At 69.9% G+C, this 22,544-nt stretch carries 22 protein-coding genes and 1 tRNA gene; 12 read left to right on the top strand and 11 right to left on the bottom strand.

Translation table 11 applies throughout. The features are described 5' to 3' along the window. Positions 1-21: 21 nt before the first annotated feature. The 4 genes from U9978_RS06135 (at position 22) to U9978_RS06120 (ending at position 4,736) form a co-directional block, all read left to right on the top strand. Positions 22-891, top strand: a complete 870-nt coding sequence (locus tag U9978_RS06135; protein ID WP_322760067.1) for an oxidoreductase — start codon at positions 22-24, stop codon at positions 889-891. Beyond that, on the top strand, positions 888-2,390 hold the full coding sequence (locus U9978_RS06130) for an aldehyde dehydrogenase (protein ID WP_322760066.1): 1,503 nt from the start codon (positions 888-890) through the stop codon (positions 2,388-2,390). The genes U9978_RS06135 and U9978_RS06130 overlap by 4 nt, the downstream gene beginning before the upstream one ends. Further along, complete coding sequence (locus U9978_RS06125; protein WP_322760065.1) at positions 2,387-3,544, top strand: acyl-CoA dehydrogenase family protein; 1,158 nt, start codon at positions 2,387-2,389, stop codon at positions 3,542-3,544. Before U9978_RS06130 ends, U9978_RS06125 begins: the two co-directional genes overlap by 4 nt. 64 nt (positions 3,545-3,608) lie before the next feature. Further along, a complete protein-coding gene (locus U9978_RS06120; protein ID WP_322760064.1) occupies positions 3,609-4,736 on the top strand; it encodes an acyl-CoA dehydrogenase family protein in 1,128 nt (375 codons plus the stop codon). A gap of 17 nt (positions 4,737-4,753) precedes the next feature. Here the strand turns inward: U9978_RS06120 and U9978_RS06115 are convergent, their stop codons facing one another. The 4 genes from U9978_RS06115 to U9978_RS06100 form a co-directional block, all read right to left on the bottom strand. Then, entirely contained in the window at positions 4,754-5,557 is an 804-nt protein-coding gene (locus U9978_RS06115; RefSeq protein ID WP_322760063.1) for an enoyl-CoA hydratase/isomerase family protein, read from the bottom strand. Positions 5,558-5,559: 2 nt separating this feature from the next. Further along, complete coding sequence (locus U9978_RS06110; RefSeq protein ID WP_322760062.1) at positions 5,560-6,336, bottom strand: SDR family oxidoreductase; 777 nt, start codon at positions 6,334-6,336, stop codon at positions 5,560-5,562. After that, positions 6,333-7,049 (bottom strand): TetR/AcrR family transcriptional regulator, encoded by a 717-nt coding sequence (locus U9978_RS06105; protein ID WP_322760061.1) that lies wholly within the window; start codon positions 7,047-7,049, stop codon positions 6,333-6,335. The genes U9978_RS06110 and U9978_RS06105 overlap by 4 nt, the downstream gene beginning before the upstream one ends. Positions 7,050-7,202: 153 nt before the next feature. After that, the gene (locus U9978_RS06100) at positions 7,203-8,885 is read right to left on the bottom strand and encodes an N-acyl-D-amino-acid deacylase family protein (protein ID WP_322760060.1); all 1,683 of its coding nucleotides are present in this window, start codon (positions 8,883-8,885) and stop codon (positions 7,203-7,205) included. A 184-nt stretch (positions 8,886-9,069) separates the two neighbouring features. Here U9978_RS06100 and U9978_RS06095 point away from each other — a divergent pair, with 184 nt between their 5' ends. Next, positions 9,070-9,858 carry an enoyl-CoA hydratase/isomerase family protein gene (locus tag U9978_RS06095; RefSeq protein ID WP_322756766.1) on the top strand — a complete coding sequence of 263 codons (789 nt, stop codon included), beginning with the start codon at positions 9,070-9,072 and terminating at the stop codon, positions 9,856-9,858. Positions 9,859-10,189: 331 nt separating this feature from the next. Here the strand turns inward: U9978_RS06095 and U9978_RS06090 are convergent, their stop codons facing one another. The 4 genes from U9978_RS06090 to U9978_RS06075 all read right to left on the bottom strand — a co-directional run bounded on the left by U9978_RS06090 (position 10,190) and on the right by U9978_RS06075 (position 13,811). Then, entirely contained in the window at positions 10,190-11,191 is a 1,002-nt protein-coding gene (locus tag U9978_RS06090) for an acyl-CoA dehydrogenase family protein (protein WP_322760059.1), read from the bottom strand. Further along, positions 11,191-12,354 carry an acyl-CoA dehydrogenase family protein gene (locus tag U9978_RS06085; RefSeq protein ID WP_322760058.1) on the bottom strand — a complete coding sequence of 388 codons (1,164 nt, stop codon included), beginning with the start codon at positions 12,352-12,354 and terminating at the stop codon, positions 11,191-11,193. The genes U9978_RS06090 and U9978_RS06085 overlap by 1 nt, the downstream gene beginning before the upstream one ends. A gap of 445 nt (positions 12,355-12,799) precedes the next feature. Further along, positions 12,800-13,291 carry a nuclear transport factor 2 family protein gene (locus U9978_RS06080; protein ID WP_322760057.1) on the bottom strand — a complete coding sequence of 164 codons (492 nt, stop codon included), beginning with the start codon at positions 13,289-13,291 and terminating at the stop codon, positions 12,800-12,802. A 46-nt stretch (positions 13,292-13,337) separates the two neighbouring features. Continuing rightward, positions 13,338-13,811 (bottom strand): hypothetical protein, encoded by a 474-nt coding sequence (locus U9978_RS06075; protein ID WP_322760056.1) that lies wholly within the window; start codon positions 13,809-13,811, stop codon positions 13,338-13,340. Positions 13,812-13,911: 100 nt separating this feature from the next. Here U9978_RS06075 and U9978_RS06070 point away from each other — a divergent pair, with 100 nt between their 5' ends. The 4 genes from U9978_RS06070 (at position 13,912) to U9978_RS06055 (ending at position 16,490) form a co-directional block, all read left to right on the top strand. Then, positions 13,912-14,763, top strand: coding sequence for a hotdog domain-containing protein (locus U9978_RS06070; protein WP_322760055.1), 852 nt, complete (start codon positions 13,912-13,914; stop codon positions 14,761-14,763). Then, positions 14,751-14,948, top strand: coding sequence for a hypothetical protein (locus U9978_RS06065; RefSeq protein ID WP_322760054.1), 198 nt, complete (start codon positions 14,751-14,753; stop codon positions 14,946-14,948). Before U9978_RS06070 ends, U9978_RS06065 begins: the two co-directional genes overlap by 13 nt. Positions 14,949-15,045: 97 nt before the next feature. Beyond that, positions 15,046-15,693: a TetR/AcrR family transcriptional regulator gene (locus tag U9978_RS06060; RefSeq protein ID WP_322760053.1), complete on the top strand. Its 648-nt coding sequence runs from the start codon at positions 15,046-15,048 to the stop codon at positions 15,691-15,693. Positions 15,694-16,190: 497 nt separating this feature from the next. Further along, positions 16,191-16,490, top strand: a complete 300-nt coding sequence (locus U9978_RS06055; protein ID WP_322760052.1) for a hypothetical protein — start codon at positions 16,191-16,193, stop codon at positions 16,488-16,490. 1,042 nt (positions 16,491-17,532) lie between these two features. On the opposite strand, the gene U9978_RS06050 is transcribed toward U9978_RS06055, so the two are convergent. Continuing rightward, a tRNA-Lys gene (locus tag U9978_RS06050) sits at positions 17,533-17,605 on the bottom strand. A gap of 436 nt (positions 17,606-18,041) precedes the next feature. Here U9978_RS06050 and U9978_RS06045 point away from each other — a divergent pair. After that, positions 18,042-18,974: an ABC transporter ATP-binding protein gene (locus tag U9978_RS06045; RefSeq protein ID WP_322756373.1), complete on the top strand. Its 933-nt coding sequence runs from the start codon at positions 18,042-18,044 to the stop codon at positions 18,972-18,974. Beyond that, on the top strand, positions 18,971-19,777 hold the full coding sequence (locus U9978_RS06040; RefSeq protein WP_322760051.1) for a DUF2705 family protein: 807 nt from the start codon (positions 18,971-18,973) through the stop codon (positions 19,775-19,777). Before U9978_RS06045 ends, U9978_RS06040 begins: the two co-directional genes overlap by 4 nt. Before the next feature lie 54 nt (positions 19,778-19,831). On the opposite strand, the gene U9978_RS06035 is transcribed toward U9978_RS06040, so the two are convergent. Next, positions 19,832-20,089, bottom strand: coding sequence for a DUF6158 family protein (locus U9978_RS06035; protein ID WP_322760094.1), 258 nt, complete (start codon positions 20,087-20,089; stop codon positions 19,832-19,834). A 43-nt stretch (positions 20,090-20,132) separates the two neighbouring features. Next, positions 20,133-21,434, bottom strand: a complete 1,302-nt coding sequence (locus U9978_RS06030; RefSeq protein ID WP_322760050.1) for an acyl-CoA dehydrogenase — start codon at positions 21,432-21,434, stop codon at positions 20,133-20,135. 323 nt (positions 21,435-21,757) lie between these two features. On the opposite strand from U9978_RS06030, the gene U9978_RS06025 reads away from it, so the two are divergent. Next, on the top strand, positions 21,758-22,480 hold the full coding sequence (locus U9978_RS06025) for a hypothetical protein (RefSeq protein WP_322760049.1): 723 nt from the start codon (positions 21,758-21,760) through the stop codon (positions 22,478-22,480). Positions 22,481-22,544 lie beyond the last annotated feature (64 nt).

Below are 22,544 nucleotides of genomic sequence, written 5' to 3'. Positions count from 1 at the left end.
AACCTGCAGACAGGGGTCGGCATGGCAGCGAAACGCTGGTTGATTACGGGGGTGTCCACCGGGCTGGGGCGCTGTCTCGCGCAGGCTGCCCTGGCGCGGGGCGACACAGTCGTCGGCACCGTCCGGCGCGACACCCAGCGCGACGAGTTCGAGAAGCTCCACCCTGGCAACGCCCTCGCCGAGATCCTCGACGTGACCAGCAGCGAGGACGCAGTGGCCGCCGTCGTCCGCTCGGCCATCGAACGTGCCGGGCATCTCGACATCGTCGTCAACAACGCCGGGTACGGGCTGATCGGCGCCGTCGAGGAGATCAGCGACGCCGAGGCCCGGCACCAGCTGGAGACCAATTTCTTCGGACCGCTGAAGGTCATCCGCGCGGTGCTCCCTCACCTGCGGTCGCGGCACGGCGGCCACATCGTCAACGTCAGCTCCGTCGCCGGGTTCACCGGCTCCGCGGGATGCGGCCTCTACAACGCTTCGAAGTTCGCCCTCGAAGGGCTGTCCGAGGGGCTGCGGGCGGAGCTGGCTCCGCTCGGGATCGCGGTCACGATCGTGGAGCCGGGGGCGTTCCGGACCGAATGGGCGGGCCGCAGCCTCGTGCAGGGTACGGCACTCATAGCCGACTACGCGTTGGCGTTGAAGGTACGCCGTGGGCTCGCGGGGTCGGACGGCGTCCAACCGGGCGATCCGGTCAAGGCCGCGGCGGCCGTCGTCGACCTCGTCGACTCCGAGCGACCTCCGCTGCGGCTGGTCCTCGGGAAGGACGGTGTAGCCGCCGTCGAACGCAAGCTCGCGTCGGTGCGGACGGAGCTGGAGGCGTGCCGCGACCTCGCCCTGTCCGCTACTTTCGAGCCCCCCGCCGCCATGCCTACCGAGGCGGCCGCCCGATGACCGAGCAACTGGCCGCCCAGACAGCTCCGGGCCGGGATGGAAGCTTCGCCGAGCAGCCGGCGGCGATCATGCGCGATCGGCTCTACCTGGGCGGGCGATGGACCTCCCCGGCCGGCGACGACACCTTCGACGTGGTCTCGCCGTCGACTGAGAAGGTCGTCGGCACCGTGCCGGCGGGTACGCCGGTTGACGTGGACCGGGCCGTGGCCGCGGCCCGTGAGGCCTTCGACGCCGGGCCGTGGCGGTGGGTTTCCCCGACCGAACGCGCCGCCCGCCTGCAGCCGGTGCTGGCCGGGCTGCGCAAGCGGCACGACGAGCTGGTGAGGCTGCTCGTCGGTGAGGTTGGGGTGCCGATCTCGTCGTGTTCGGCGATCGGGGTCGCGCAACCGATCCGGACGTTGGAGTACTACCTCGGCCTGGCCGCCACGTTCCCGTTCGAGGAGACCCGGGGCGGGTTGCGCGGCGCGACGGTGGTGCGGGAGCCGGTCGGGGTGGTGGCGGCGATCGTGCCGTGGAACGCCCCCCTCCGTTCGATCATGAACAAGCTCGCGCCGGCGCTGGTCGCCGGCTGCTCCGTCGTGGTCAAGCCGGCGCCGGAGACCCCGCTGAACGCGTTCGTGCTGGCGGAGGTGCTGGCCGAAGCCGACCTGCCGCCGGGGCTGGTCAGCATCGTGCCCGCCGGCCGGGAGACCGGTGAGCACCTCGTCCGGCATCCGGGCGTGGACAAGGTCGCGTTCACCGGCAGCACCGCCGCCGGCCGGCGGATCATGGCGGCGTGCGCGGAGAATCTCACCCGGGTCGGCTTGGAGCTGGGCGGCAAGTCGGCGGCGATCGTGCTCGACGACGCCGACCTGGACGTCACCGTGCGCCGGCTCACCCCGCTGGTGGTCGGGAACAACGGGCAGGCGTGCACCGCCCAGACCCGGATCCTGGTGTCGCGGGCCCGCCACGACGAGCTGGTCGAGGTCCTCGTCGCCGCGTTCGCCGCCCAGCGGGTCGGCGACCCGTTCGACCCGGCCACCGACGTCGGCCCGCTGGTGTCGAAAGCCCAGTACGAGCGGGTCACCGGCTACCTGGAGACGGCCGCCGCCGAGGGTGCGCGGGTCGCGGTCGGTGGCGGCCGGCCCGCCGGGCTCGACGTCGGCTGGTACGTCGAACCCACGGTGCTCATCGGGGTCGACAACGGGATGCGGGTCGCCCGGGAAGAGATCTTCGGGCCCGTCGCGGTGATGATCCCGTACGACGACGTCGAGCAGGCGGTGGCCATCGCGGACGACTCACCGTACGGGCTGGCCGGCTCGGTGTGGACCGGCGACGTCGCCGCCGGGATGGCGGTGGCCCGGCGAATCCGCACCGGCACGTTCAGCGTCAACGGCGCTGCGCAGCCGGTCGAGGCGCCGTTCGGCGGCTTCAAGGGGTCGGGGATCGGCCGCGAGTACGGGCCGGAGGGGCTCGACGCTTTCTGCGAGAAGAAGTCGATCGCCACGAGGCTGCTGTGAGTCGTCCCGCCGCCGGTCCAGCATTCCGACCCACCAAACTCACGGACGTTGAGCTGGCGCTGCGTGACCAGGTGCGCGAGTTTCTGGCCGCCGAGCTGCCCCGCGGGACGTTCCGACCTGGCCTCGGTATGAACAGCTCGGCCGACCCGGCGTTCTCCCGGAAGCTGGGCGAACGGGGCTGGCTCGGGATGGCGCTACCGGCCCGCTACGGCGGCGGTGACCGCAGCGCCGTCGAACGGTTCATTGTCACCGAGGAGCTGCTGCGCTGGGGCGCCCCGGTGGCCTACCACTGGGTCGCCGACAGGCAGAGCGGCCCCGTGATCAACCGGTTCGGTACCGAAGTGCAGAAGCGACGGTTCCTGCCCGGCATCTGCGCCGGTCGGTTGGGTTTTTCCATCGGCATGAGCGAACCGGACGCCGGCAGCGACCTCGCGGCGATCAAGGCGCGGGCGGTGCGGGTCGACGGCGGCTGGCGGCTGTCCGGGACGAAGATCTGGACGACCGGCGCCCACCACAACGACTGGATCATCACGTTGTGCCGGACCGGCGACTCCGCCGAGCGGCACGCCGGGCTGAGTCAGCTGCTGGTCGACCTGCACGCCGACGGGGTCGCCGTCCACCCGATCCCGTTCCTCGACGGCAGCACCCACTTCAATGAAGTGGTACTGACCGACGTCTTCGTCGCCGACGACGACGTCCTCGGCGAGATCGGCCAGGGCTGGGCGCAGACCACCTCGGAGCTGGCCTACGAACGTGGCGGCCCGGACCGCTGGCTGTCCACCTATCTCCTCGTCGAGCAGTTCCTGCGGGAGTTCACCGGCACCCCGACCGGCGAACGGGCCCGCGACCTGCTGGCCTCGGCGGTGTCGCGGTGGTGGGCGCTGCGCCAGCTGTCGCTGTCGGTGGCCCGCTCGATCGACACCGGCGGCGCCCCGTCGGTGGAGTCGGCGCTGGTCAAGGAGATGGCCACCCGCTTCGAGCAGGACGTCATCGCGGCCGTGGAGCGGCTGGTCGACCTCGAGCCGTCGCCCCGCTCGGCGTCGCTGTTCGAGCGGTTGCTCGCCGAGGCCGTGCTGACCGGGCCGTCGTTCACCATCCGCGGCGGCACGCTGGAGATCCTGCGCTCGGTCACTGCCAAGGGGCTCCGGCCATGAGCCGCGGTGGGGTCCCCGCGGGTGGGGTCCGGGTCGCCGCCGGGCCGCGAATCGGGAGGACGTAGTGATCGACTATCCGGGGGTCGACCCCGTCCTGCTTGAGACCGCCGACCGGCTGTTCGCCGCCTGCTGCGACAACCGCCAGCTGCTCGCCGCAGAGGAGGCAGGCTGGGCGAAGGACCTGTGGGAACGCGCCGCGGAGATGGGGCTGCCGTGGATCTCTGTGCCGGAGGACCGCGGCGGTAGCGGCGGCGGACTGCCCGAGGCGCTCGCCGTCCTGCGGGTCGCCGGCCGGCATGGCGCGCCGATCCCGCTGGCGGAGACGGGTGTACTGGCCGGCTGGCTGCTGGCGGGCGCCGGCCTCTCCGTCGACCCGGCCAGCCCGCTGACCGTCGTCCCCGGCCGGGACGGCGACACCCTGCGGCTCGACGGTGGACCTGGCCCCGACGCCCGCCTGACCGGGACTGCTCACCGAGTCCCGTGGGCGCGTGCGGCGGCGCGGATCGTGGCGCTCGTCGGTTCCGACGACGGCTGGCAGGTCGTCGCCGTACCGACAGCCGACGTCGGTGTACGCGTCGAACCCGACGTCAACCTTGCTGGCGAGCCTCGCGACACGGTCCACCTGGACGGCGTCGAGCCTGCGGTCCTCGCTCCCGCCGCCGCCGGCGTCGACCCGGATGCCCTGGTGCGCCGGGGCGCACTGGCGCGCGTCATGACGATGGCCGGGGCGTTGGAGGCGATGAGCGAACTGACTCTCGCCTACGCCCACCAGCGCCGGCAGTTCGGCCGGCCCGTCGCCACCTTCCAGGCCGTCCAGCAGCACCTGGTCGTCGTGGCGCAGGAAGCCGCCGTCGTCACCATGGCCGCGACGGTCGCCGCGACGGCGACGGCACGCGCGGACGAGCGTGCAGGTGGCGGCGGTGGGAGCAGTAGCAGTGGCCGTGACGGCGCCTTCGAGGTCGCCGCGGCCAAGCTGCTGGCGAACCAGGCCGCGCACACCGCCACCCGTGCGGCCCACCAGGCGCACGGCGCGATCGGGATGACGCAGGAATACCCGCTGCACCAGCTCAGCCGGCGCCTGTGGTCATGGCGCAAGGAATACGGCGACGACCGCTACTGGACCGTACGGCTCGGCCCGTTGATCGACGCCGCCGGAGCCGACGGCCTCTACCCCCTCATCGCCGGCGGATAGCCAGCCGACGTCCGGCGTCAGTGGCCGGTGAAGTGCGGCGGGCGCCGCTCGGCGTACGCGGCGACGCCTTCGGTGTAGTCCCCGGTGCCCCGCAGCGCCTTCTGCGCCTGGTGTTCCCGCTGCATCGCGGCGGCTGCCCGCGCGGCCAGGTCGCCCCGCAGCGTCCGGCGGACGGCGCGGACCGCCAGCGGCGCGGAGGTGGCGATCTCCGCCGCCCAGCCGTGCGCCGCGGCCCGCAGGTCGGCGGCGTCCACCAGCCGGTCGCACAGGCCGAGCCGGACCGCCTCCTCGCCGCCGACCCGCCGGCCCGTGTAAAGAAGATCCGCCGCCTGCTGCTGGCCGACCAGCGCCGGCAACGTCACGCTCAGCCCGAATCCGGGATGGAATCCCAGCTTGGCGAAGTTCGCCGAAAACCGGGCCTCGGTGCACGTCATCCGGAAGTCCGCGACGAGCGCCAGGCCGAGGCCGCCGCCGATCGCGCCGCCCTGCACCGCGGCCACGATCGGGACGGCCGTGGCGAACAGGCGCCGGGCCTGGTCGTACAACGGGTTGCTGTACCCCATCGGGATCGGGCCGCCGCCGGGAGCGGACGCGCCGAGCTGGGCGCCGGCGCAGAAGTGCCGGCCCTGAGCACACAGCACGACCGCCCGGCAGGTCTCGTCGGCGTCGAGCGACTCCAGCGCGTCGGCGACGGCGGTGACCAGCGCGACGTCGAGGGTATTGTTCGGCGGCCGGCACAGCTCGACCGTCGCCACATGATCGTTTCCGACGGTGACGGTGACGGTGACGGCGACGTCCCGGCCGGCGCTCAGTACGGTCATCGTCAGGAACCCATCCGCACGACGGCCTTGGTCATGGTGAATCCGCCGTCGACGTCGATCACCTGGCCGGTGACGTAGCGGGCGGCGTCGGAGGCGAGGAAGACGACGACGTCGGCGATGTCGTCGGCGTGACCGACCCTGCCGAGGGCGGTCTCACCGGCCACGGCGGCCTCGAAGCCGGGTATCTGCCCGGCCCCGCCCGAGAACTCGGTGTCGACGTATCCGGGGGCGACGGCGTTCACCCGGACTCCCCGCGGCCCGTACCGGAAGGCGAGGGTCCTGGTCATAGCGTCGATCGCACCCTTGGTCGCCGCGTAGTCGACCGAGGGGGATATCCCACGCGAGCTTGCCACCGACGACAGGCTGACGATGCTGCCCTGCCCGCGCTTGGCCATGGCCTTCGCGAGGATCCCGGCGACCATGAAGGGGCCGCGGAGGTTGACGGCGAGCAGCGCGTCGAGGTTCTCCTCCTCACCGAGCTTCGCGGCGGGCCGCGCCACGCCCGCGCAGTTCACCAGGACGTCCACCTGCCCGCCGGCGTCGAGCGCCCGGCGGGCCAGCTCGCCGCCGGCGCCGGGGACCGCGAGATCCGACGGCAACACCACGGGATCGTTCAGTTCCTTCGCGATCGCCTCGAGGCGGGCCTCGTCACGTCCCGAGAGGATCACCCGGGCGCCGGCCGCGTCCAACGCCCGGGCGGACGCCTCACCGATGCCGCGGCTCCCCCCGGTCACTAACGCCGTCCTGCCCGCGAGGGCGTCCACCGCATAGGTGCTCATTGCTGCTCCTGCCGAGGGGTTGCGGGATGGGTAGGTGACCGCTGTGTGCTCCGTTCGCGGATGCCCGCGATGATGAGCTCGAGCGCGAACTCCAGGTACGCGTCCAGTTCAAGCCCGGCCCGTACCGGCGCTACCCGTTCCAGCGCTGGGAACCCGTCGAGGCGCGAGTCCGGCCGACGTTCCGGAACCGTGCAGGGCCGGCCCTCGAAGCCGGTTACCAGCTTCATGTAGCCGATCCAGTACGACTGGACCGTGCGTTGGGCCAGCACCGCGGTCGCCTCGTCGAACCCCCCGTCGAGGAGGATGCCGGTAGTGATGTCGGCGAGGCGCACGCCACTTGGGGTGACGTTGTGAACCAGGTAGTCGGCGACACCGGGGCAGTCACGGATAACCACACTCACCATGCGGTGAAGGACCCGGAAGCGGTCCTCCCAGGAGCCTTCGGGCGGCGGCGCCTCGACCTTGTCCAGCACGCGGTCGACGACCAGCCGCAGCAGCGCCTTCCTGGTCGGGACGTGATAGTGGATCGCCATCGTGGTGACGCCGAAATCGCGGGCAAGGCCTCGCATGGTGACCCGGTCGAGGCCGTCCCGGCGCGCGACGCGAATCGCGGCGTCGACGATCCGTCGTTCGCTGAGGGCTCCCGCCGGTCTCGCCGCCGCGGACCTGACCACACCCTGGCCTGCCTGCTCACTCGGTGCGGGTGCCGTCATCAGCCGTCCCCGAGCTGGACCTTGATCGATTCCATCGCGCGGTCGCCCTCGGCACAGGTCGTCATCGTCTGCTCCAGCCGATGGGGCACCGGTGCATGGGGGTTCCGTAGGCGGCGCCCGGCGCGGGCCGTCGGCACATCGTCAAGGCGGCCGTCAGCCGTCAGTGAGGAGGCGGCCGGGCTGCGCGCCGGTGAGGGTGCCACCCTCCTGGGTGACGGTGCCGTCGACGACGGTGTACCGGTAGCCGCCCTCCGGTCGTCGTAGCCGGCTGCTGCCGTCGGGGAGGTCGGCGACGAACACGTCGGGGTCCCAGTGCAGCTCGTCGAGGGCGAAGACGACCAGGTCACCGGCCCGGCCCGGTTCGATCACGCCGCGCCGCCGGAAGCCGAACAGCTCGGCCTGCCGCCCGGTCAGCTCGTGGACGGCCCGCTCGACGGTGAGGTCACCCCGGTCGCGGACATGGCGGGTGAGCAGCAGCGTCGTGTCGCCGCTCGCGCACATCATCTGCACGTGGGCGCCGGCGTCGGAGTTCCCCACCACCGCACCTGGATGCACCAGGGTGCCCGCGACACCGGCCGGGTCCTCGTTGGCGACCCCGGCCGCCACGATGCCGGGTGCCAGGTCGTTGTCGAGGACCCAGTCGGCCAGGACGTCGGAGACGTGCCCGCCGCGGGCGGCGATCAGCTCCGCCAGCGTGCGGCCGAGCCACACCTCGTTCTCGGGCTTGCTCACCTCGATGAACCGCAGCGCGTCGAGCCGCCGCAGCGGGCTGATCGGGGGGAGGTTGGTGTCCCAGTCGTGGCGCGCCCGCGCCCGCCAGGCCGGGTCCTCCAACAGCCGCCGCATCTCCTCCCCGCGGGCCCGCAGCACCTCCGACCAGGAATCCTTCAACGCCATCATCAGCAGGCTGTTGTCCCAGCTGATCCGCATGTCCAGGGTGCGGGGACTCACCTGCGCGTACATCGGGGTGCCGGCGGCCTGCAACTCGGCGCAGTGATCAAGCCACCGCCGCGCCCGGTCTGGCGCGACACTCGAGTGGAACACCCCGTTGAAGGTGGCGACCACCCCGCGGGGCCCGGACAGCGCGGCGAGCCGGTCCACGTCCCGCAACGGGTGCCGGCCGTTGAGACCGGGGATGAACTCGACGAACCGGCCGTGCTCGGCCAGCACGTCGAACAGGGCGCCGTGCTCGGCGTCGTCGGCGAGCTGGCTGGGGACCGGGCGGCCGGTGGCGTCCTCGTCGAAGAACGACGTCGACAGACCGAACGCCCCGGCCGCCAGGCAGCTGTGTAGGACTGCGGCCAGTTCGCCGCGTTCGGCCTCGGTCGCCGGCCGGTCCCACGCCTCGTCGCCCATCACGAACAGCCGCAGCGGTGAGTGGCCGACCAGTTGCGCCACGTTGAGGCCGAAGGTGCGCTCGCCGAGCGCCTTGGCGTACTCGGGATAGGACTCCCAGCTCCACGGCACCGACGCGGCGAACGCGGCGGCCGGAATGTCCTCGATGAAACTGAACACGGCGACGACGCCGTCCCGGTGGCCGGGTCGCATCGGTGCCAGCGACAGCGAGCAGTTGCCGGTCAGCACCGAGGTGACCCCGTGCTGCGGCATCGGGTCGCACGCCGGATCCCACCACAGCGTCGGGTCGTAGTGCGTGTGGTTGTCGATGAACCCGGGAGCCACGCAGGCACCGGCCGCGTCCACGACCTGCTCGCCGTCCGGCCGCAGGCCCTCCCCGACCTCGACGATGCTGCCGCCGCGCACCCGCACGTCGCCGCGCCGGCCGGGCGCTCCCGTGCCGTCGACCACCGTTCCACCACGGACCAGCAAATCACCCATACTCGGGCCTCCTTGCACGGTCATCCTTCGGTCACCCGCGGAAGCTCAGTGCTCCGAAGTGGCTGCACGAGGTTGTGCGCTATGCAGCGCATAGTAGCATCGGGCCAGGCGCCGAGGCAGCTGCTCGGCGGCACCCACCCTCCGTGCGGCCGGCCAGCCACGGCCCGAGAGACAGGGACACCACATGGACAACTCGTTCGCGCCCGAGCTGCTGCTGGAATCCCGCGGGCCCGTTCGGCTGGTGACCCTGAACCGTCCGGAAGCGCTCAACAGCACCAACGAACGCCTCCACAACGCAATCATCAAGGTCTGGCGGCACATCGCCGCCGACGACGGGGCGCGCGCCGTCGTCCTCACCGGCGCCGGCCGGGCATTCAGCGCCGGCGGCGACATGCCGCACTTCGTCGAGCTGCACAACGACCGCGCGGCGCGGCGCGGCGAGATTGAGCACGCGGCGGCGCTGGTCCACGAGATGGTGGCGTTCCCGCTACCACTCGTCGCCGCCGTCAACGGCCCCGCGGTCGGGCTGGGATGCAACCTCGCCGTGCTCAGCGACGTGGTCCTCATCGCCGAGGACGCCTACCTCTCCGACCCGCACGTGTCGGTCGGACTCACCGCGGCCGACGGCGGAGCCCCCACCTGGCCGCTGCTCATGAGCTTGCTACGGGCGAAGGAATATCTGTTCACCGGCGACCGCATCCCCGCCGCCGTCGCCGTATCGATCGGACTGGCCAACCGGGTCGTGCCAGGAGACAGGCTGCTCGACGAGGCGATCGCCCTCGCGCAGCGGTTCGCCGCCCAGCCGCCGCAAGCCATCCAGTCCACGAAACGGGCGCTGAACCTGCACCTCAGCCGGGCGATCACCGGCATCCTCGAATTCGCCCTCGCCGAGGAGTTCCAGTCCTTCGACACTCCCGAACACCAGGCCATCGTCCACCGGTTCCTGCAGCGGCAGGCCGACCGCGCCCAGTAAGAGCGCCCGGCAATAGGGGTGTGGATCAAGGAGCGGGACTGGGGTACGGCACCCTGGTGTTGGGTGTCGACCGACGACAACGAGGCGAGGTGCGTGCCCGAGCCCCGTGACGCCGCGTCCCCTATTGCCGGTCGCTCTAAACCAGCTGATCCGAAAATCGACCGGAACGTGGGCAGGCTGTCGCCCACCCGTCGGATTAGCCCGGGCTCGGTCGGCCAGAGATCCACGCGGTGTCTCTCGTCGGCTCTCGCCCCGTCTTCACCAGCGGCGGATGTGGCGTCACGGTCTCGATCGGTTTGCCCCTCACGGGCCGCCGGTTGATGGGTCCGGGTTACAGGCGTGGGAGCCGGGGGACGGATCGGCTGGCGTAGAGGCGTTCGCCGAGCTCCCAGGCCAGGTCGTCGGCGCTGCCGAGCAGCGCGTCCAGGACATACCCGCGGCGCACGTAGCGGTGCAGGTCGTGCTCGGCGGTGAACGCGATCGCGCCGTGGACCTGCTGGCAGTGCGTGGCGGCGGTGAGGAAGGCGCGGCCGGCGAGCGCCTTGGCCGCCAGAGCGGTGAAGTACCCACCGTCCTCCCACGCGATCGCGACCGCGTCGTCGGCGGCGGAGCATGCGACCTGAACGTCGGCCAGGCGGTGCTTCACCGCCTGGAACGAGCCGATCGCGCGGCCGTACTGGTGGCGCTGACCCACATACGTCACCGTCTTATCCAGCATTACCGCGGCGATCGCGGCGAGTTGACCAGCCAGGAAACGGCGGGCCGACGCGGTTGCCGCGATCGCCCCCGCACGGTCGGCCAGCGGCGTCGACTCGCTGGCCGCCACCGTGCCGCGCACCGAGAGTAAGCCGAGGTCCGGATCGAGGCCGCCCACCGGCGACACCGTCACCGCCGCCGGGTCGACCGCCACCGCGTCGTCAGCTGTCACCAGCAGGAGACGTTTCGCGCGCCCGACGCCCGCGAACGCCAACCCGTCGATCTCAAGCTCCGGGCCGGACCGGCAGGCCGCCACCGCCCCCCGGGCCGGGACGGGCGGCAGGACGACCGCGGTCACATCGTCGGCGGGCAGGCCGACGGCATGCACCACCGCCAGGTCCAGCACCGGCCCATTCGCGAGGACCCGGCCGCTCTCCTGCGCAAGGAGGGCGAGCACGGCCGCGGCGTCCGACCCGGAGGAGGCGTCGGCATCCGGCGGAGACGTCTGATCGCCGGGCGCGTCGACGAGCTCGGACCACCCCGACTCCAGCAGCGCCCGGGGCAGCGCCGCGGCATCCGTCCCCCTCAACACCTCGCGCAGCGAGGTCCGGACCAGGTCGAGTTCGCCGACGTTCATCATCGCCCCCGCGGCAGGCCGAGCAGCCGCTCGGCGATGAGATCCCGTTGCACCTCGGCGCTCCCGCCGTAGATGGTCGTGATCCGGCTGTACGCCCACCGCCGCCGCGCCAGAGCGGCGTCGTCGCCGTCGTCGGTGACGAACGGGGGCCACATCAGGCTGCGCGCAGCGTCGGCCACCGATTGTTCGGCCAAGCCCAGCATGACCTTGTCGACCGAGATCTCCGGGCCCAACTCGCAGCCGGCGTCCAACGCGGCCAGCGTCCCGCGGCACTTCGCCCGCAGGGCGTAGTACCGCAGGAACGCGTCGCCGAGGATTCCGGGCGCCGCCGGTGACGGCGTGGGAGCCCGCTGGGCCAGCAGTTCCTCCAGACGGGCACGCAGATCCGCCTGACGTTGCCACGCGTAGGCGCCCCGCTCGAACTGCATCAGGTACATCACCGCCCGCCAGCCGCCGCCGACATCCCCCACCACCCGGTCCCTTCCGACCACCGCGCCATCCAGCCAGATCTCGGCCACCTCGGCCCGGCCGTCGACACAGGCGATCGGCCGAGTCGTCACCCCAGGCGTGCTCATGTCGAGCCAGAACATCGTCAGGCCCCGGTGGCCGCTGTCGACCGGGCCGGTCCGAGCGAGCAGCACACACCCGGTGGCGAGATGCCCGTCGGAACTCCACGTCTTCTGACCCGTGATCCGGAAATGGTCGCCGTCCTCGACGGCCCGCGTCCGCAGCGACGCCAGATCGCTGCCCGCATCCGGCTCGGAGAACCCCTGACACCAGACCTCATCCCCCGCGATCGCCGGACCCAGATGCTCGGTCGCGATCTCCGGCGCGAAGCGGACGAGCATCGACCCGACGATGTCGGTGTTTCCGAGCAGCTCCGGCACGGCATAGCCGGCCGCCGCCAGTTCGTCGATCACGACGGCCCGGGCCAGCCGCGACCCTCCGAGCCCACCATGAGCCACCGGCCAGCCCAAACGGGTCCAGCCCGCGTCAAACAACAGCCGCTGCAACGGCCGCTGCTCCGCGAGCTGCTCCTCCAGGGACACCGGCCTTTCCCGGCGGAAAGGCGCCAGGTCGTCGACATGATCGTGCATCCACCGGCAGAACCCGTCCCGCACCTCCGCCCGGCTGGCCTCTGGGTCGGCGCCCGCATCGGTCACGGTTACAATCCCTTCAAAGTGGCGGGGAGCTGCCTCCCCGTAAACGTTGGCCGACAACAGGACCGCGACGCCGGCCAAGCTCACCGCTACGCGACGCCAATCTATATCTAGTCCCTATTCCCCTGCGGGGCGCCCGTTCCGGGCTGAAAATCGGAGGTGGTTGCCCGCTTACGTCGTAGCTCCTTGGTCGTTGAGGCCGTCGTCTAGTCGGACGCTGGGAACCGCGCTGTGGGCCCTTCACTAGACCCGCGGGTAACCGACTTCCTGCAGTTGGTGACCCTGACGGCCGGGGAGTCGTCGGCCTGGCGGGGACGTCCCCCGGCCGGACCTCACCGCGTTCGTCGCTGCCGACGTCCGCCTCGCTACCGACACCCGTATACGGCAGCAGGACGCCCGGCTGGAAAGCACGTTCAGCGTCGACGTCCGTGGTCCGCCCGCCGATGTTCTACAGTTCCGTTCGCAGCGCGGAGAGGTCGTGTACGGCGCCGGTCAGGAACGGTGGCCGGCCGAGGGTACGCGGCACGAGGTGGCGACGGCTGAACCGCCATCCGTCGGCAAGCTGGACGACCTCGTCGTCGTAGTAGCCGAGGAACAGCATCCCGGCGCCGTCCGCGCGGCGTCGGGCCCACTCGGTGATCTGGAAACGGGCTGAGGCATGGCCCTCGTCGTGGACGTTCACAAGGCCGAGATGCACCGTCTGGAAAACGAACTCGAGGCTCGCCACCGCCGCCGAAATTGTCTTTTCGATGGCGTCGCGGCCGACCGCGGGCGCCGTGGTGGGTGTCTCCAGCACCCCGTCGGGTGCGTAGGCGAGTACGGCTTCGCCGACCTCACCACGGCTGACCGCCTCGGCGTAGGACACCGCGAGCTGCTGAATCGCAACGATGTCGGCTGCTTCCGTCGGAGACGGCTTCTTGAGAATCATGTCCGCGGTCATCCCATCGGTCGTAACTTGACGATACCGTGAATCCACAATGTTCCGGTCATGGTCTACCTCGCACCCCACGAGATTGCGGGAGCGGGCGGCTTGCCGTATCCGGCGGCAATGAAGGGGAGATCGTCGGGTGATCGCGGGTATGGCGCAGGGCGGGGACGACGTGATGGTGTGCCATGGCGGAACCGGGCGGCCCGAGCAATGCTTTTCCGCGCAGGAAACGTTCGTGGAAGAGATGCAGCAGTTCACGGTCGTGCTCGCCGCCATCTGTACGAACGAATGCCTCCAGGGCGGTCTCACCCGCGTCCCACGAAGGTGGTTGGGTGGCCAGAAGTCGCGCGACGGCAGCAACGTCCTCGGCTCGCGCCCACTCCCCGATCTCGTCGTAGCGCTGTAGGTGCCGGGCGAGTCGGAAGGCGGAGCGGAGCCGATATCGGAGGTACTCGTCGTCGGTGGAGACCACCCGCAGAAGGTCGACCAGACGGGAATGCGCGAGCGCCGCGCCCGATTCGCCGCTCGCCATCGGCGGCTCCTTCACTCTCCAGCCGACGTATACACCATATACTCGATCGCGCAGAGAGAGCAAGCAAACGGCCGTCACCGCGGCAGCGGAGGGAGAAACCGTGACTGAGAGCAGGAGCGTCCGGCGCGAGCTGGCCGATCCCTACGGCGAGTGGGCGGGCACCCGCGGGGTGCTCATGAGCTACCGGTACCTCGCGTCGCGGCCGAAGGCGATCGACCGGGACCACGCGCAGGGCTGGATCGCGCTGCGCCCCGACCTGCGCCACCCGGGCGGCGCCCTCGCGGCGCCGCTCGCCATCGCGATGCTCGACGTCGCCGGCATCAACGTCGACCCGATCAACATCCTGGCGCTCACCCAGATCGACGTGGAGGTCCTCGACCCGTCGTCCGACGTCGAGGAGGTGCACCTCGTCGGGCACGTGACGTGCGAGACCCGGTCGCAGATCTTCACCGAGGTACGGATGCACGATGCCGCCGACCCGCAGCGCGCCATCGGGTTCGGCACCGCCAACTGGTCGGTGATCGTGCCGACGCCCGAGGGCTTCACCTATCCCGAGCCCGGCACCGGCATCGAGGGACTCGACGTCGTCCCGGCGCTCTACGAGGCATACACAGGCCGCCGCCGCGACGACGGCCGCCTCGAGATCCCCAGCCTCGCGCCCGAGATCGGCACCGACCGCCTGCACCACGGGCCGATGCTCGTCGTCTGCGAGGCCGCCGCCCTGCAGGCCGCCGCGGAGCACGTGGGTACCGACACCCTCACGGTCGAGCACCTCGGACTGACGATCGTGCGCCCCGGTCGGGTCGGACCCTTCGTCGCTGACCCCGTCTTCATCGGCGCCGCCGGCCGTAGTGTCGCCGTCCGCGTCGAGCTGCGCGACGAGGGCAACGGCGGGCGTCTGTTCGCTGCGATGCTGTTGCGCATGCGGGTCGTGGACCGATGCACCACCTGACCGGCGTGCTCGTCGACCAGCAGGGCGAGGTCACCGCCGTCGAAACCTACCGCGTCGCGGGCCACTGCGGGCAGCCGGCCGGTGACGTCCGTCGGAACTACGCCACGGGCCTCCGCTCCGCCGACCGCTTCGAGCGCCGCGACCCGCGGCGGCGGATCGGCGACCGGGCCACGGTCGCCGAGTGAGTGACGCCGTGGATCCCCACACCACCCGTCGCGCGGTCTTCGGCAATCTCACCCAGCGGCCGACGGGCGACCCCGCGTACCCGGTCAGTGCCGGCGCATGACCACGGCCAAGCAGGCACGCGCGGCGCAACCGCTCGACACGGACCTCGTCGTGCGCGCCGCGCTCGACGTCACCCGGGAGTTCGGCATCGATGCGGTCAGCATGCGCGTGGTCGCCGACCGGCTCGGCGTGACGCCCATGGCCCTGTACCGCTGGGTCGACACCAAGGACCTGCTCATCAAGCTGGTCGCCGACGAGGTCGTCGGACAGGTGGCGTTGCCAGATCCGGGGCGGGATCCGCAGCGCGACTGGCGAGCCATGATCATGGAGGCTATGACCGATTACCGGCGCGTGGCGGCGCGCTACCCGGGGGTGGCGACCCTGCTGCTGCACGGCGGCTTCCTGCCGAAGGCCCGCCGCCTGGTCGCCGCGCAGCTCGACGTGCTCGAGCGCGCCGGGCTCACCCCCGAGCAGGCGCGCCGGATGTACGCCTCCTACCAGCTGCTCACGCTGGGCCGGCTCACCGTCGACGAGGCGCGGCGGACGCGCCCGGCCCGCGGACCGTCCCACGTCCGCGACCCGAAGATCGACGCCTACCTGACCGAGCTGCAGCACGAGGACACCTTCGAAGACGGCTCCCGGCTCCTGCTGGACGACGTGCAACGTGCCATCGAGGTGAACAAGGCCGGTTCCCGCCGGACGTGATTGACCCCAGAATGGCGCCAGGAGTCAGATCTTGACCTATCGGGCCGGGTGGAGCGATCCCGTTTCTGTGGACAGCGGACCTGAAGTTCACTGTCTGAAAGGAAGGGCCGTCATGGGGTCGACTCCCCGGAAGTACACGCCTGGGGAATGCTGCGTAATCCCGTCTACGAGGCAGGGTGTCGCTTGAATCGGCCGATGGTGAGCGCGTTTTGGGCATGCTTTAGAGCCTGCTGGTTAATTCGACTTGTCCTATTTCGCTCCGGCGCGGCACCCACCTGTTGATCTCTATCGGGTGGATGGTCTGAGGGCGGTCGTTTCCCCTCGTTCCCGGCCGCAGTATGGAGCGTGTGGTGTCGATGCAACCGTAGCCGTAGCCGTGGCCGGAGATCCCGGCCTCGACGGGACGGAGCACGACAGACGCATCTCGCGCGACCCGTCTTGTCCTCGAATCCGCCCTCCTCGACACGTACGGCGCTCTCGTGAGGCACACTTGAAGGGTGCGTACCGAACAGCTGGCCAGCGCTCGGCTGCCGAGGCTCGCCGACGAGGTTGAGACCACCGGCGAGCCGGTCGTGCTTGTCCGCGACGGCCACCAGGATGTCATGCTCGTGCCGGCTGCCGACGTGGCCGTGTACCGGACATGGATGTCCTATCGGGAGGCCGAGGAACTGACCGGCGACCTCGACGCCCAGCGTGAGATCGCTGAAGCGCGCGCCGAGTACGCTCGTGGCGAGTTCACCACCGGACAGGAGGCACGCGCCCGTTACGGGCTGCCCCCTCTCGATGGCACTTGCTGAGCCCTACCAGGCACGCATCACCCCTGCTGCGTGGCGTAGCCTCAGTAGGCTACCGCCCCGCGTTCACGCTGGGATCATCGATTTCACGACGGGTCGGCTGACGACCGACCCTCGGCGCATCGGCTACCCGCTTGGTCCACCGTTCGCTGGCCAGCACGCCGCCCACTACGGCGCCGAATACCGTGTCCGTTACGAATCGATGAAGACCATTTTGTGATCGTCATCTTCCGGTTCGACCACCGCAGCAGTGCCTACGGTCGGTAACGCCGTCGACGTCACACAGATCTGTCAGTTGCGGGTGTCGGTGCCCGTGGTGGAAGGCCAGGCCGCGGAGCAGAGTGGACTTGCCCACCGACCGGGGACCCTGCACGAGGATGACGGGTTCCTCGGCCATCCGGCTCTCGATGATGGGGAGCAAGCGCCGTTTGAGCAGTCCCTGCAGTGGCGTGCTCACGGCTTGACGATAGTTGACCTCCAAATCTGCCACAGGTCGACCTCCAGATCTGCCGACCATTTGGCTCCAGATCTGTCGGGACTACCCGACCGACGGTGTAAGGCTGATGACGCTGACCAGCTGTTCGGCGGGTTCGTTGGTGCCTGTGGGGTGCCAGAAGTCGGCTTGGGTCTGTGAGCTGGGGCGCTGTGCCGCCATGGTTGTCGGCATGCTGGTCAGCTATGTCGATGCGCCCGCTGTATCTGATCTTTGTTCGGGTGTGCAGCTGGCTGGTTCTGCTCGGTCGTTCGTCGGCGTCCATGGACATCGAGTTACTCGTGTTACGGCACGAGGCCGCGGTGCTGCGTCAACCAGGGCGTCAGCATCGACAACATCCAAGACATTCTTGGGCGTAGCTCGCCCGTCATCACCAAAACGATCTATATCGAGGTGGCCGGAAAAGTCCAGCGGGGTGCCGTTGACCGGCTGGATCATCTGTTCTCGGATGATGATTGACGTTGGGGTCATCCACGGGGGTCATTGATCTTGTAGGGGTGGTCAAGGTCCACGATCTTGACCACATCCCCTGCGAGACAGGGTGATCAAATGTGGGCCGCCAGGGGCTCGAACCCTGAACCCGCAGATTAAAAGTCTGCTGCTCTACCTATTGAGCTAACGGCCCGCGGATCCTGATCGTACCTGTCGAACCGACCTGCCACGATGCCAGGATGCGACAGATGCGCGATGCGACAGGCGACAGGCGACAGGTGACAGGTGACAGGTGAATGACCTGGCGACCGCAGGGTATGTAGGTGGCTCCGTCCGGCATGCCTTGATCGGTCTGGCGCGACACGCGGGTCACGTCCGACCCGACTGTCGATGCCATGGGACGACCCCGCTTTACTGGTAGGCACAGTGCCTACCTCCCGATCATCCTGCCGCCACGCGTCGGGCCGGCGTCCGCTGGACGCGCTGGCGGTTGGTCCGGTCGACCCACCGATCGCGACGCGTGGTTGCCCCGTGCCCGGCGCTGTCACCATCGTCCGACAAAGCACCATCGTTCGACAAAGCGCCATCATCCGACGGCTCGAGCCTGCCGACATCACGCGAGAACCGGGATGACGTTCGCGATCCACGCGGACGGCCTGACCAAACGCTACCGGCACCGGACCGTGGTGGACTGCCTCGACCTCCAGGTGGCGACCGGTGACCGGTTCGGTTTCCTCGGCCCGAACGGATCGGGTAAGTCCACGACCGTCCGGATGCTGCTCGGCCTGGTGCGCCCGAGCGCCGGCACCGTCAAGATTCTCGGCCGGAGCATGCCGCGTCATTCCCGGCAGGTACTACCCAAGATCGGCGCTCTCGTCGAGGCGCCCGCGTTCCACACCTTTCTGTCCGCCCGGGTCGAGCTGACCGCGCTCGACGCCGCCGGCCGGGGCGGTGCTCGGCGTTCCCGCCGGCGACGGATCGAGGACGCCCTGGACCGGGTCGGGCTCGGTGACATCGACGACCGACCGATCAGCAGATTCTCGCTCGGGATGAAGCAGCGCCTCGGTCTGGCCGCGGCCCTGTTGCGCCGGCCTCGTCTGCTGATCCTGGACGAGCCGACGAACGGGCTTGATCCGCAGAGCATTCGGGAGATCCGCGATCTGCTGCTCGAGCTGAACGCCGAGGGAACGACGGTCTTCCTGTCGTCGCACCTGCTCTCGGAGGTCGAAATGCTCTGCACCGAGACAGCGATCATCTGTGACGGCCAGCTGGTCGCCCACGACTCCCTTGATGCGCTGTGCGGGCCGACCGGTCGGGTCACCCTGCGCACCCCGGACTCCGACCTCGCGGCGCACCTGCTCGAACGGGTACTCGAAGGCCGCGACGGGCAGTCCCTGGTCGCCCGGACGCAGAACCCGATGGCGCTCAACGCCGCGCTGGTCTCGGCCGGCGTGCGCGTCTCCGAACTGGTGGTGGAACGACGATCACTCGAGGATGTCTTTCTGGAGTTGACCGGTAACGATCACGACGGTGCCCTGCAATCCGTCCTGGATGACCGATGATCCGCGTTGAGGTCCAGATTCTGCTGATGCGGCGACGGACCTGGGTGTCGGTGCTGATGCTCGCGACACTTCCAGTGATCGTCGCGCTCTTTTTGAAGGTCAGCGGAGTTGGGTCGGGGGCAGGGAGCCCGGCCTTCCTCACGGAGGTCATACATAACGGAACGTGGCTGCCGATCGCGGCTCTCGCCCTCGTCCTACCGTTGTTCCTACCGGTGGCGGTACTGCTGCTGGCAGGTGAGGCGATCGCGGGCGAGGCCGCCGCGGGTACGCTGCGCTACCTGCTTATCCGTCCGGTCGGCCGGGGCCGGTTGCTGGCCGCGAAGCTGGTCGGGATCATCGTCTATCTCGTCATCGCAGTGACCGCCGTGACCACGACCGCCTTCGTGGTCGGCTGGGGGTTGTTCGGGTTGGCGCCCATCAAGCCGCTGTCCGGCACCGGCCCGCCCCTGTCCCTGTCGGGGGCGGCCATCCGGATCGCGCTGTCAGCGTTGTTCGTGGCCGCATCCATGCTCGGCATCGCCGGCGTGGGACTGTTCCTGTCGGTGGTCACCTCGACGCCGCTCGCCGCCACGCTCGGCGCACTCGGCGTCCTGGTCACCGCGGGAGTGCTCGACCAGCTCCCGGCCGCCGCGGCCATCCAGCCGTACCTGCCGACCCACTACTGGATGGGGTTCATCGACCTGTTCCGCGATCCGGTGAGCTGGGTGAACATCAGACGTGGGCTGGCCCTCGAGGGCTCCTACGGCGCGGCGATGGTCATCCTTGCCCGGATCGTCTTCGGAACCCGGGACATCACAAGCTGAGAGCCGTCCCATGATGTCCCTCACGAGCTGATGTCCCTCACGAGCTGACGTCCCTCACGAGCTGACGCGGCCCGCTGCGGCGGCTTGGCGACTACCGGCGCGGGTCCGCAGCGGGTCGGGTCCGATGATCGCCGCGAACCGGCGCAGATACTCGTACTCGAGGCTCAGCATCCGCGCGGTGTGTGTGTCGAACGCATCCCTGGTGCCGTGCAGGAATGCATCGTGGCGGGTCGCGTGCAGCTGGTCCACCTCGCGGACGAGATCCTCGTCCGACAGTTGGGCCGCCGGGATGCCTTCGGGACGGTGCTTCATACCGACTGGCATACCCACTCAGGCGGGGGTGGTCACCTGCCCGTCACCACCAGAGCGGATCCAGATCCTCCAAGACGACGGCGGCGAGGTCGGTGAGGTCGCGTTCCGCGCGGTTCTGACGCAGATACGCACCGAGGTCAGCGACGCGCTGGGCGTACCCGCGGTCGGCGCACAACGGGCCGGGGCCGAGCGCGCGCCCCACCCGGTCGAGGACCTCGGTCGCGCCTGCCTCGATGTTCGCCCGTACCCGAAGGGCGCGCCTGCGTGCGGACCGGCCGACATCGTCGGGATCGGCGTCCATCTCGCGGGCTGCTGTCTCCAGGACGCAGCGCATCGCCATCAGCACCGCATCCACGCGACCCAGGTGTTCCAGCGCGTGGATGTCGAGGCGTCGCTCGGTTCGCTCGGTTCGGCCGGCGAGATGACCTGCCTCTCCTTCGTGATCGGTGTGGCCGGCGGCGAACAGCGTTCGGGCGATACCTGTCGCGCCGCCGAACCAGCATGCCGCGATATCCACCCTGGTATGCCAGAAGATCGGCTGGTCGAGGTATGCCGCGTCCGGAGCGGACCCGCCGGTCGACCCGGTCGACCCGGTCGACCAGCCAGGCTCACCCACCGGGATGGCGGGTGCCCCGTCGAACAGGACGGTCGCGGTGTCCGCGCCGGTCATCGCCTGGAACGCCGATGCGTCCGATGCGTCTGATCGGTCTGGTCCGTGCGATCCCGCTGTTGCCACGGCAACGTTGCGCTCATTGAGGCGGACGGCGAACAGCCCGATCGTGCCTTCGCGCGTGTCATTTCGCGTGTCATTGCGCGCGTCTTCGCTGCCGTCCGCGATGACTCTGGCCGCGACCAGCGCGTGGGTGAGCACGTGCGCACCCGGGCAGGACGCCCTGGCGCCATGTATCGTCCAGCCGCCACGGCCTCGACGGGCGACCAGCGAACCGATCGGATCTTCCGTCGCCCACAACCCCCATCGCTGATCATGTTCGGGCGCCGGCCCGGCCGACTTCATCAGGATCGCCGCTGCGCTGGTGTGCGCCTGTGCGAGTCGAGCCAGCGTGACGTCGAAGGCGGCGAGATCGGCAAGCGCACGCCAACGCGCAGCAGTGGCACCCGCCGCGGGTAGCGGAAGATCAAGCCGTCCGGACGCGATGAGCGCTGCGAATACCGCACCTACCCTCGCGGGGGTGTACGGACCTCCCACCGGCGTCCGATCGGTCGCTGTGCCGGCCGGCCGCGCCGGGACGTCCAGCGGAACGTCACATGGAACGTCAAACGGAACGGCCACCGGCATGGTCAGGGGAATGTCCAGTGACGCGGCAATCGGGAGGCTTGTTATCATCAGAATTCACCCCGAGTCATGCGCGCGGGCGGCTGCTCGGCGGTGGCACCGGCAGTTGGCGCCAATGCCTGCCTGTGCGTGTCACCGATGCGTCGGACGGTCATGCACTGGTTGCTCTCCTGCCCCGCAACCGCCAAACATGACTTGCCGAAAATGCTGTTGGTACAGGAGGCACAGTATGTAATGCAACATCATCATTTATGCGTCATAATGGGCACTGGTAGTTGCCACCTGATCTGCCGACCACCGCACCCGGATGTGCGGATGGGAGCCTGGGGGGCATCATTCCAGGGCAACACGTTTCTGTGGGAAGGGAGACCGTGATGGTCGACGCCCATGCCGCGGTGGAGGGGTTCCGCCCGAGCAGTAACGGGCTGCCCTTCACCAACGATTTTCCAAGGCAGCCCGTGCTGAAGATTAATTTTCCAGGTGTCGGGCCGGTACCGATCGGTGACGCCAGTCGCGGTTTGTGCGGTGGCATGATCTACACGACGCGTGATCTTTTCGAGGCGAAGCTGACCCCACCGGTGTTGAAGGAACCACCTGCGCCGGACTCACCGCTGTACCGCTACATCGTCCGCCGGCTGTTCGACAGCTTCGACATCCCGCGTGGCGTCGCACGCTACTACCAGCTCATGGCCACGCCGGATGCGGACACCACGCGGTCCTCGCTGACCCTGCGCGGTGCCGGGCGCATCACGGTCGTGAACGAGTGGCCGCGGGTTCGGCTCGACCTCGACCGCGGCGTCCTGGCCCCGCTCGGCGTCATCACGCTGCGCTCCTACGATCCGTTCCAGCTTGGGTCCAGCCATCAGCTCCTGGCATACGCCTACGAACAGCGACGAACCGCGGTCACGCTCCGGGTCTACGATCCGAACACGCCGTTGGAGCGAGCCGACGACGTGACGCTGTCGTTCGACGTGGCGTACCCGACCGGACCGGTCCCGATCGCACACAACGTGGCCATCGGTGGACGTCCGGTGCGGGCCTTTTTCCTCTCCCGTTACCGCTGGGCGAACCCGCTGCCAGCGCTGGCCGACGCCTGAGGGCCGCCGGGCCACGTGAGGGAGGTACCCAAGCGATCTGGAACCCGTTTGTCGCAGGCGGCCC

This window comes from Protofrankia sp. Cr2, from assembly GCF_963555885.1.
Classification (GTDB): domain Bacteria; phylum Actinomycetota; class Actinomycetes; order Frankiales; family Frankiaceae; genus Protofrankia.
Note: the sequence above shows the minus strand (reverse complement) of the source record. Positions and strands in the feature narration are given on the sequence as shown.

What these genes read in the sequence shown, in the direction of transcription:
- U9978_RS06135 (WP_322760067.1), top strand. Translation starts at nt 22, where the DNA reads ATGGCAGCGAAACGCTGGTTGATTACGGGGGTGTCCACCGGGCTGGGG.
- U9978_RS06130 (WP_322760066.1), top strand. Translation starts at nt 888, where the DNA reads ATGACCGAGCAACTGGCCGCCCAGACAGCTCCGGGCCGGGATGGAAGC.
- U9978_RS06115 (WP_322760063.1), bottom strand. Translation starts at nt 5,557, where the DNA reads ATGACCGTACTGAGCGCCGGCCGGGACGTCGCCGTCACCGTCACCGTC.
- U9978_RS06110 (WP_322760062.1), bottom strand. Translation starts at nt 6,336, where the DNA reads ATGAGCACCTATGCGGTGGACGCCCTCGCGGGCAGGACGGCGTTAGTG.
- U9978_RS06105 (WP_322760061.1), bottom strand. Translation starts at nt 7,049, where the DNA reads ATGACGGCACCCGCACCGAGTGAGCAGGCAGGCCAGGGTGTGGTCAGG.
- U9978_RS06100 (WP_322760060.1), bottom strand. Translation starts at nt 8,885, where the DNA reads ATGGGTGATTTGCTGGTCCGTGGTGGAACGGTGGTCGACGGCACGGGA.
- U9978_RS06095 (WP_322756766.1), top strand. Translation starts at nt 9,070, where the DNA reads ATGGACAACTCGTTCGCGCCCGAGCTGCTGCTGGAATCCCGCGGGCCC.
- U9978_RS06090 (WP_322760059.1), bottom strand. Translation starts at nt 11,191, where the DNA reads ATGAACGTCGGCGAACTCGACCTGGTCCGGACCTCGCTGCGCGAGGTG.
- U9978_RS06080 (WP_322760057.1), bottom strand. Translation starts at nt 13,291, where the DNA reads ATGACCGCGGACATGATTCTCAAGAAGCCGTCTCCGACGGAAGCAGCC.
- U9978_RS06075 (WP_322760056.1), bottom strand. Translation starts at nt 13,811, where the DNA reads ATGGCGAGCGGCGAATCGGGCGCGGCGCTCGCGCATTCCCGTCTGGTC.
- U9978_RS06065 (WP_322760054.1), top strand. Translation starts at nt 14,751, where the DNA reads ATGCACCACCTGACCGGCGTGCTCGTCGACCAGCAGGGCGAGGTCACC.
- U9978_RS06060 (WP_322760053.1), top strand. Translation starts at nt 15,046, where the DNA reads ATGACCACGGCCAAGCAGGCACGCGCGGCGCAACCGCTCGACACGGAC.
- U9978_RS06045 (WP_322756373.1), top strand. Translation starts at nt 18,042, where the DNA reads ATGACGTTCGCGATCCACGCGGACGGCCTGACCAAACGCTACCGGCAC.
- U9978_RS06040 (WP_322760051.1), top strand. Translation starts at nt 18,971, where the DNA reads ATGATCCGCGTTGAGGTCCAGATTCTGCTGATGCGGCGACGGACCTGG.
- U9978_RS06035 (WP_322760094.1), bottom strand. Translation starts at nt 20,089, where the DNA reads ATGAAGCACCGTCCCGAAGGCATCCCGGCGGCCCAACTGTCGGACGAG.
- U9978_RS06030 (WP_322760050.1), bottom strand. Translation starts at nt 21,434, where the DNA reads ATGATAACAAGCCTCCCGATTGCCGCGTCACTGGACATTCCCCTGACC.
- U9978_RS06025 (WP_322760049.1), top strand. Translation starts at nt 21,758, where the DNA reads ATGGTCGACGCCCATGCCGCGGTGGAGGGGTTCCGCCCGAGCAGTAAC.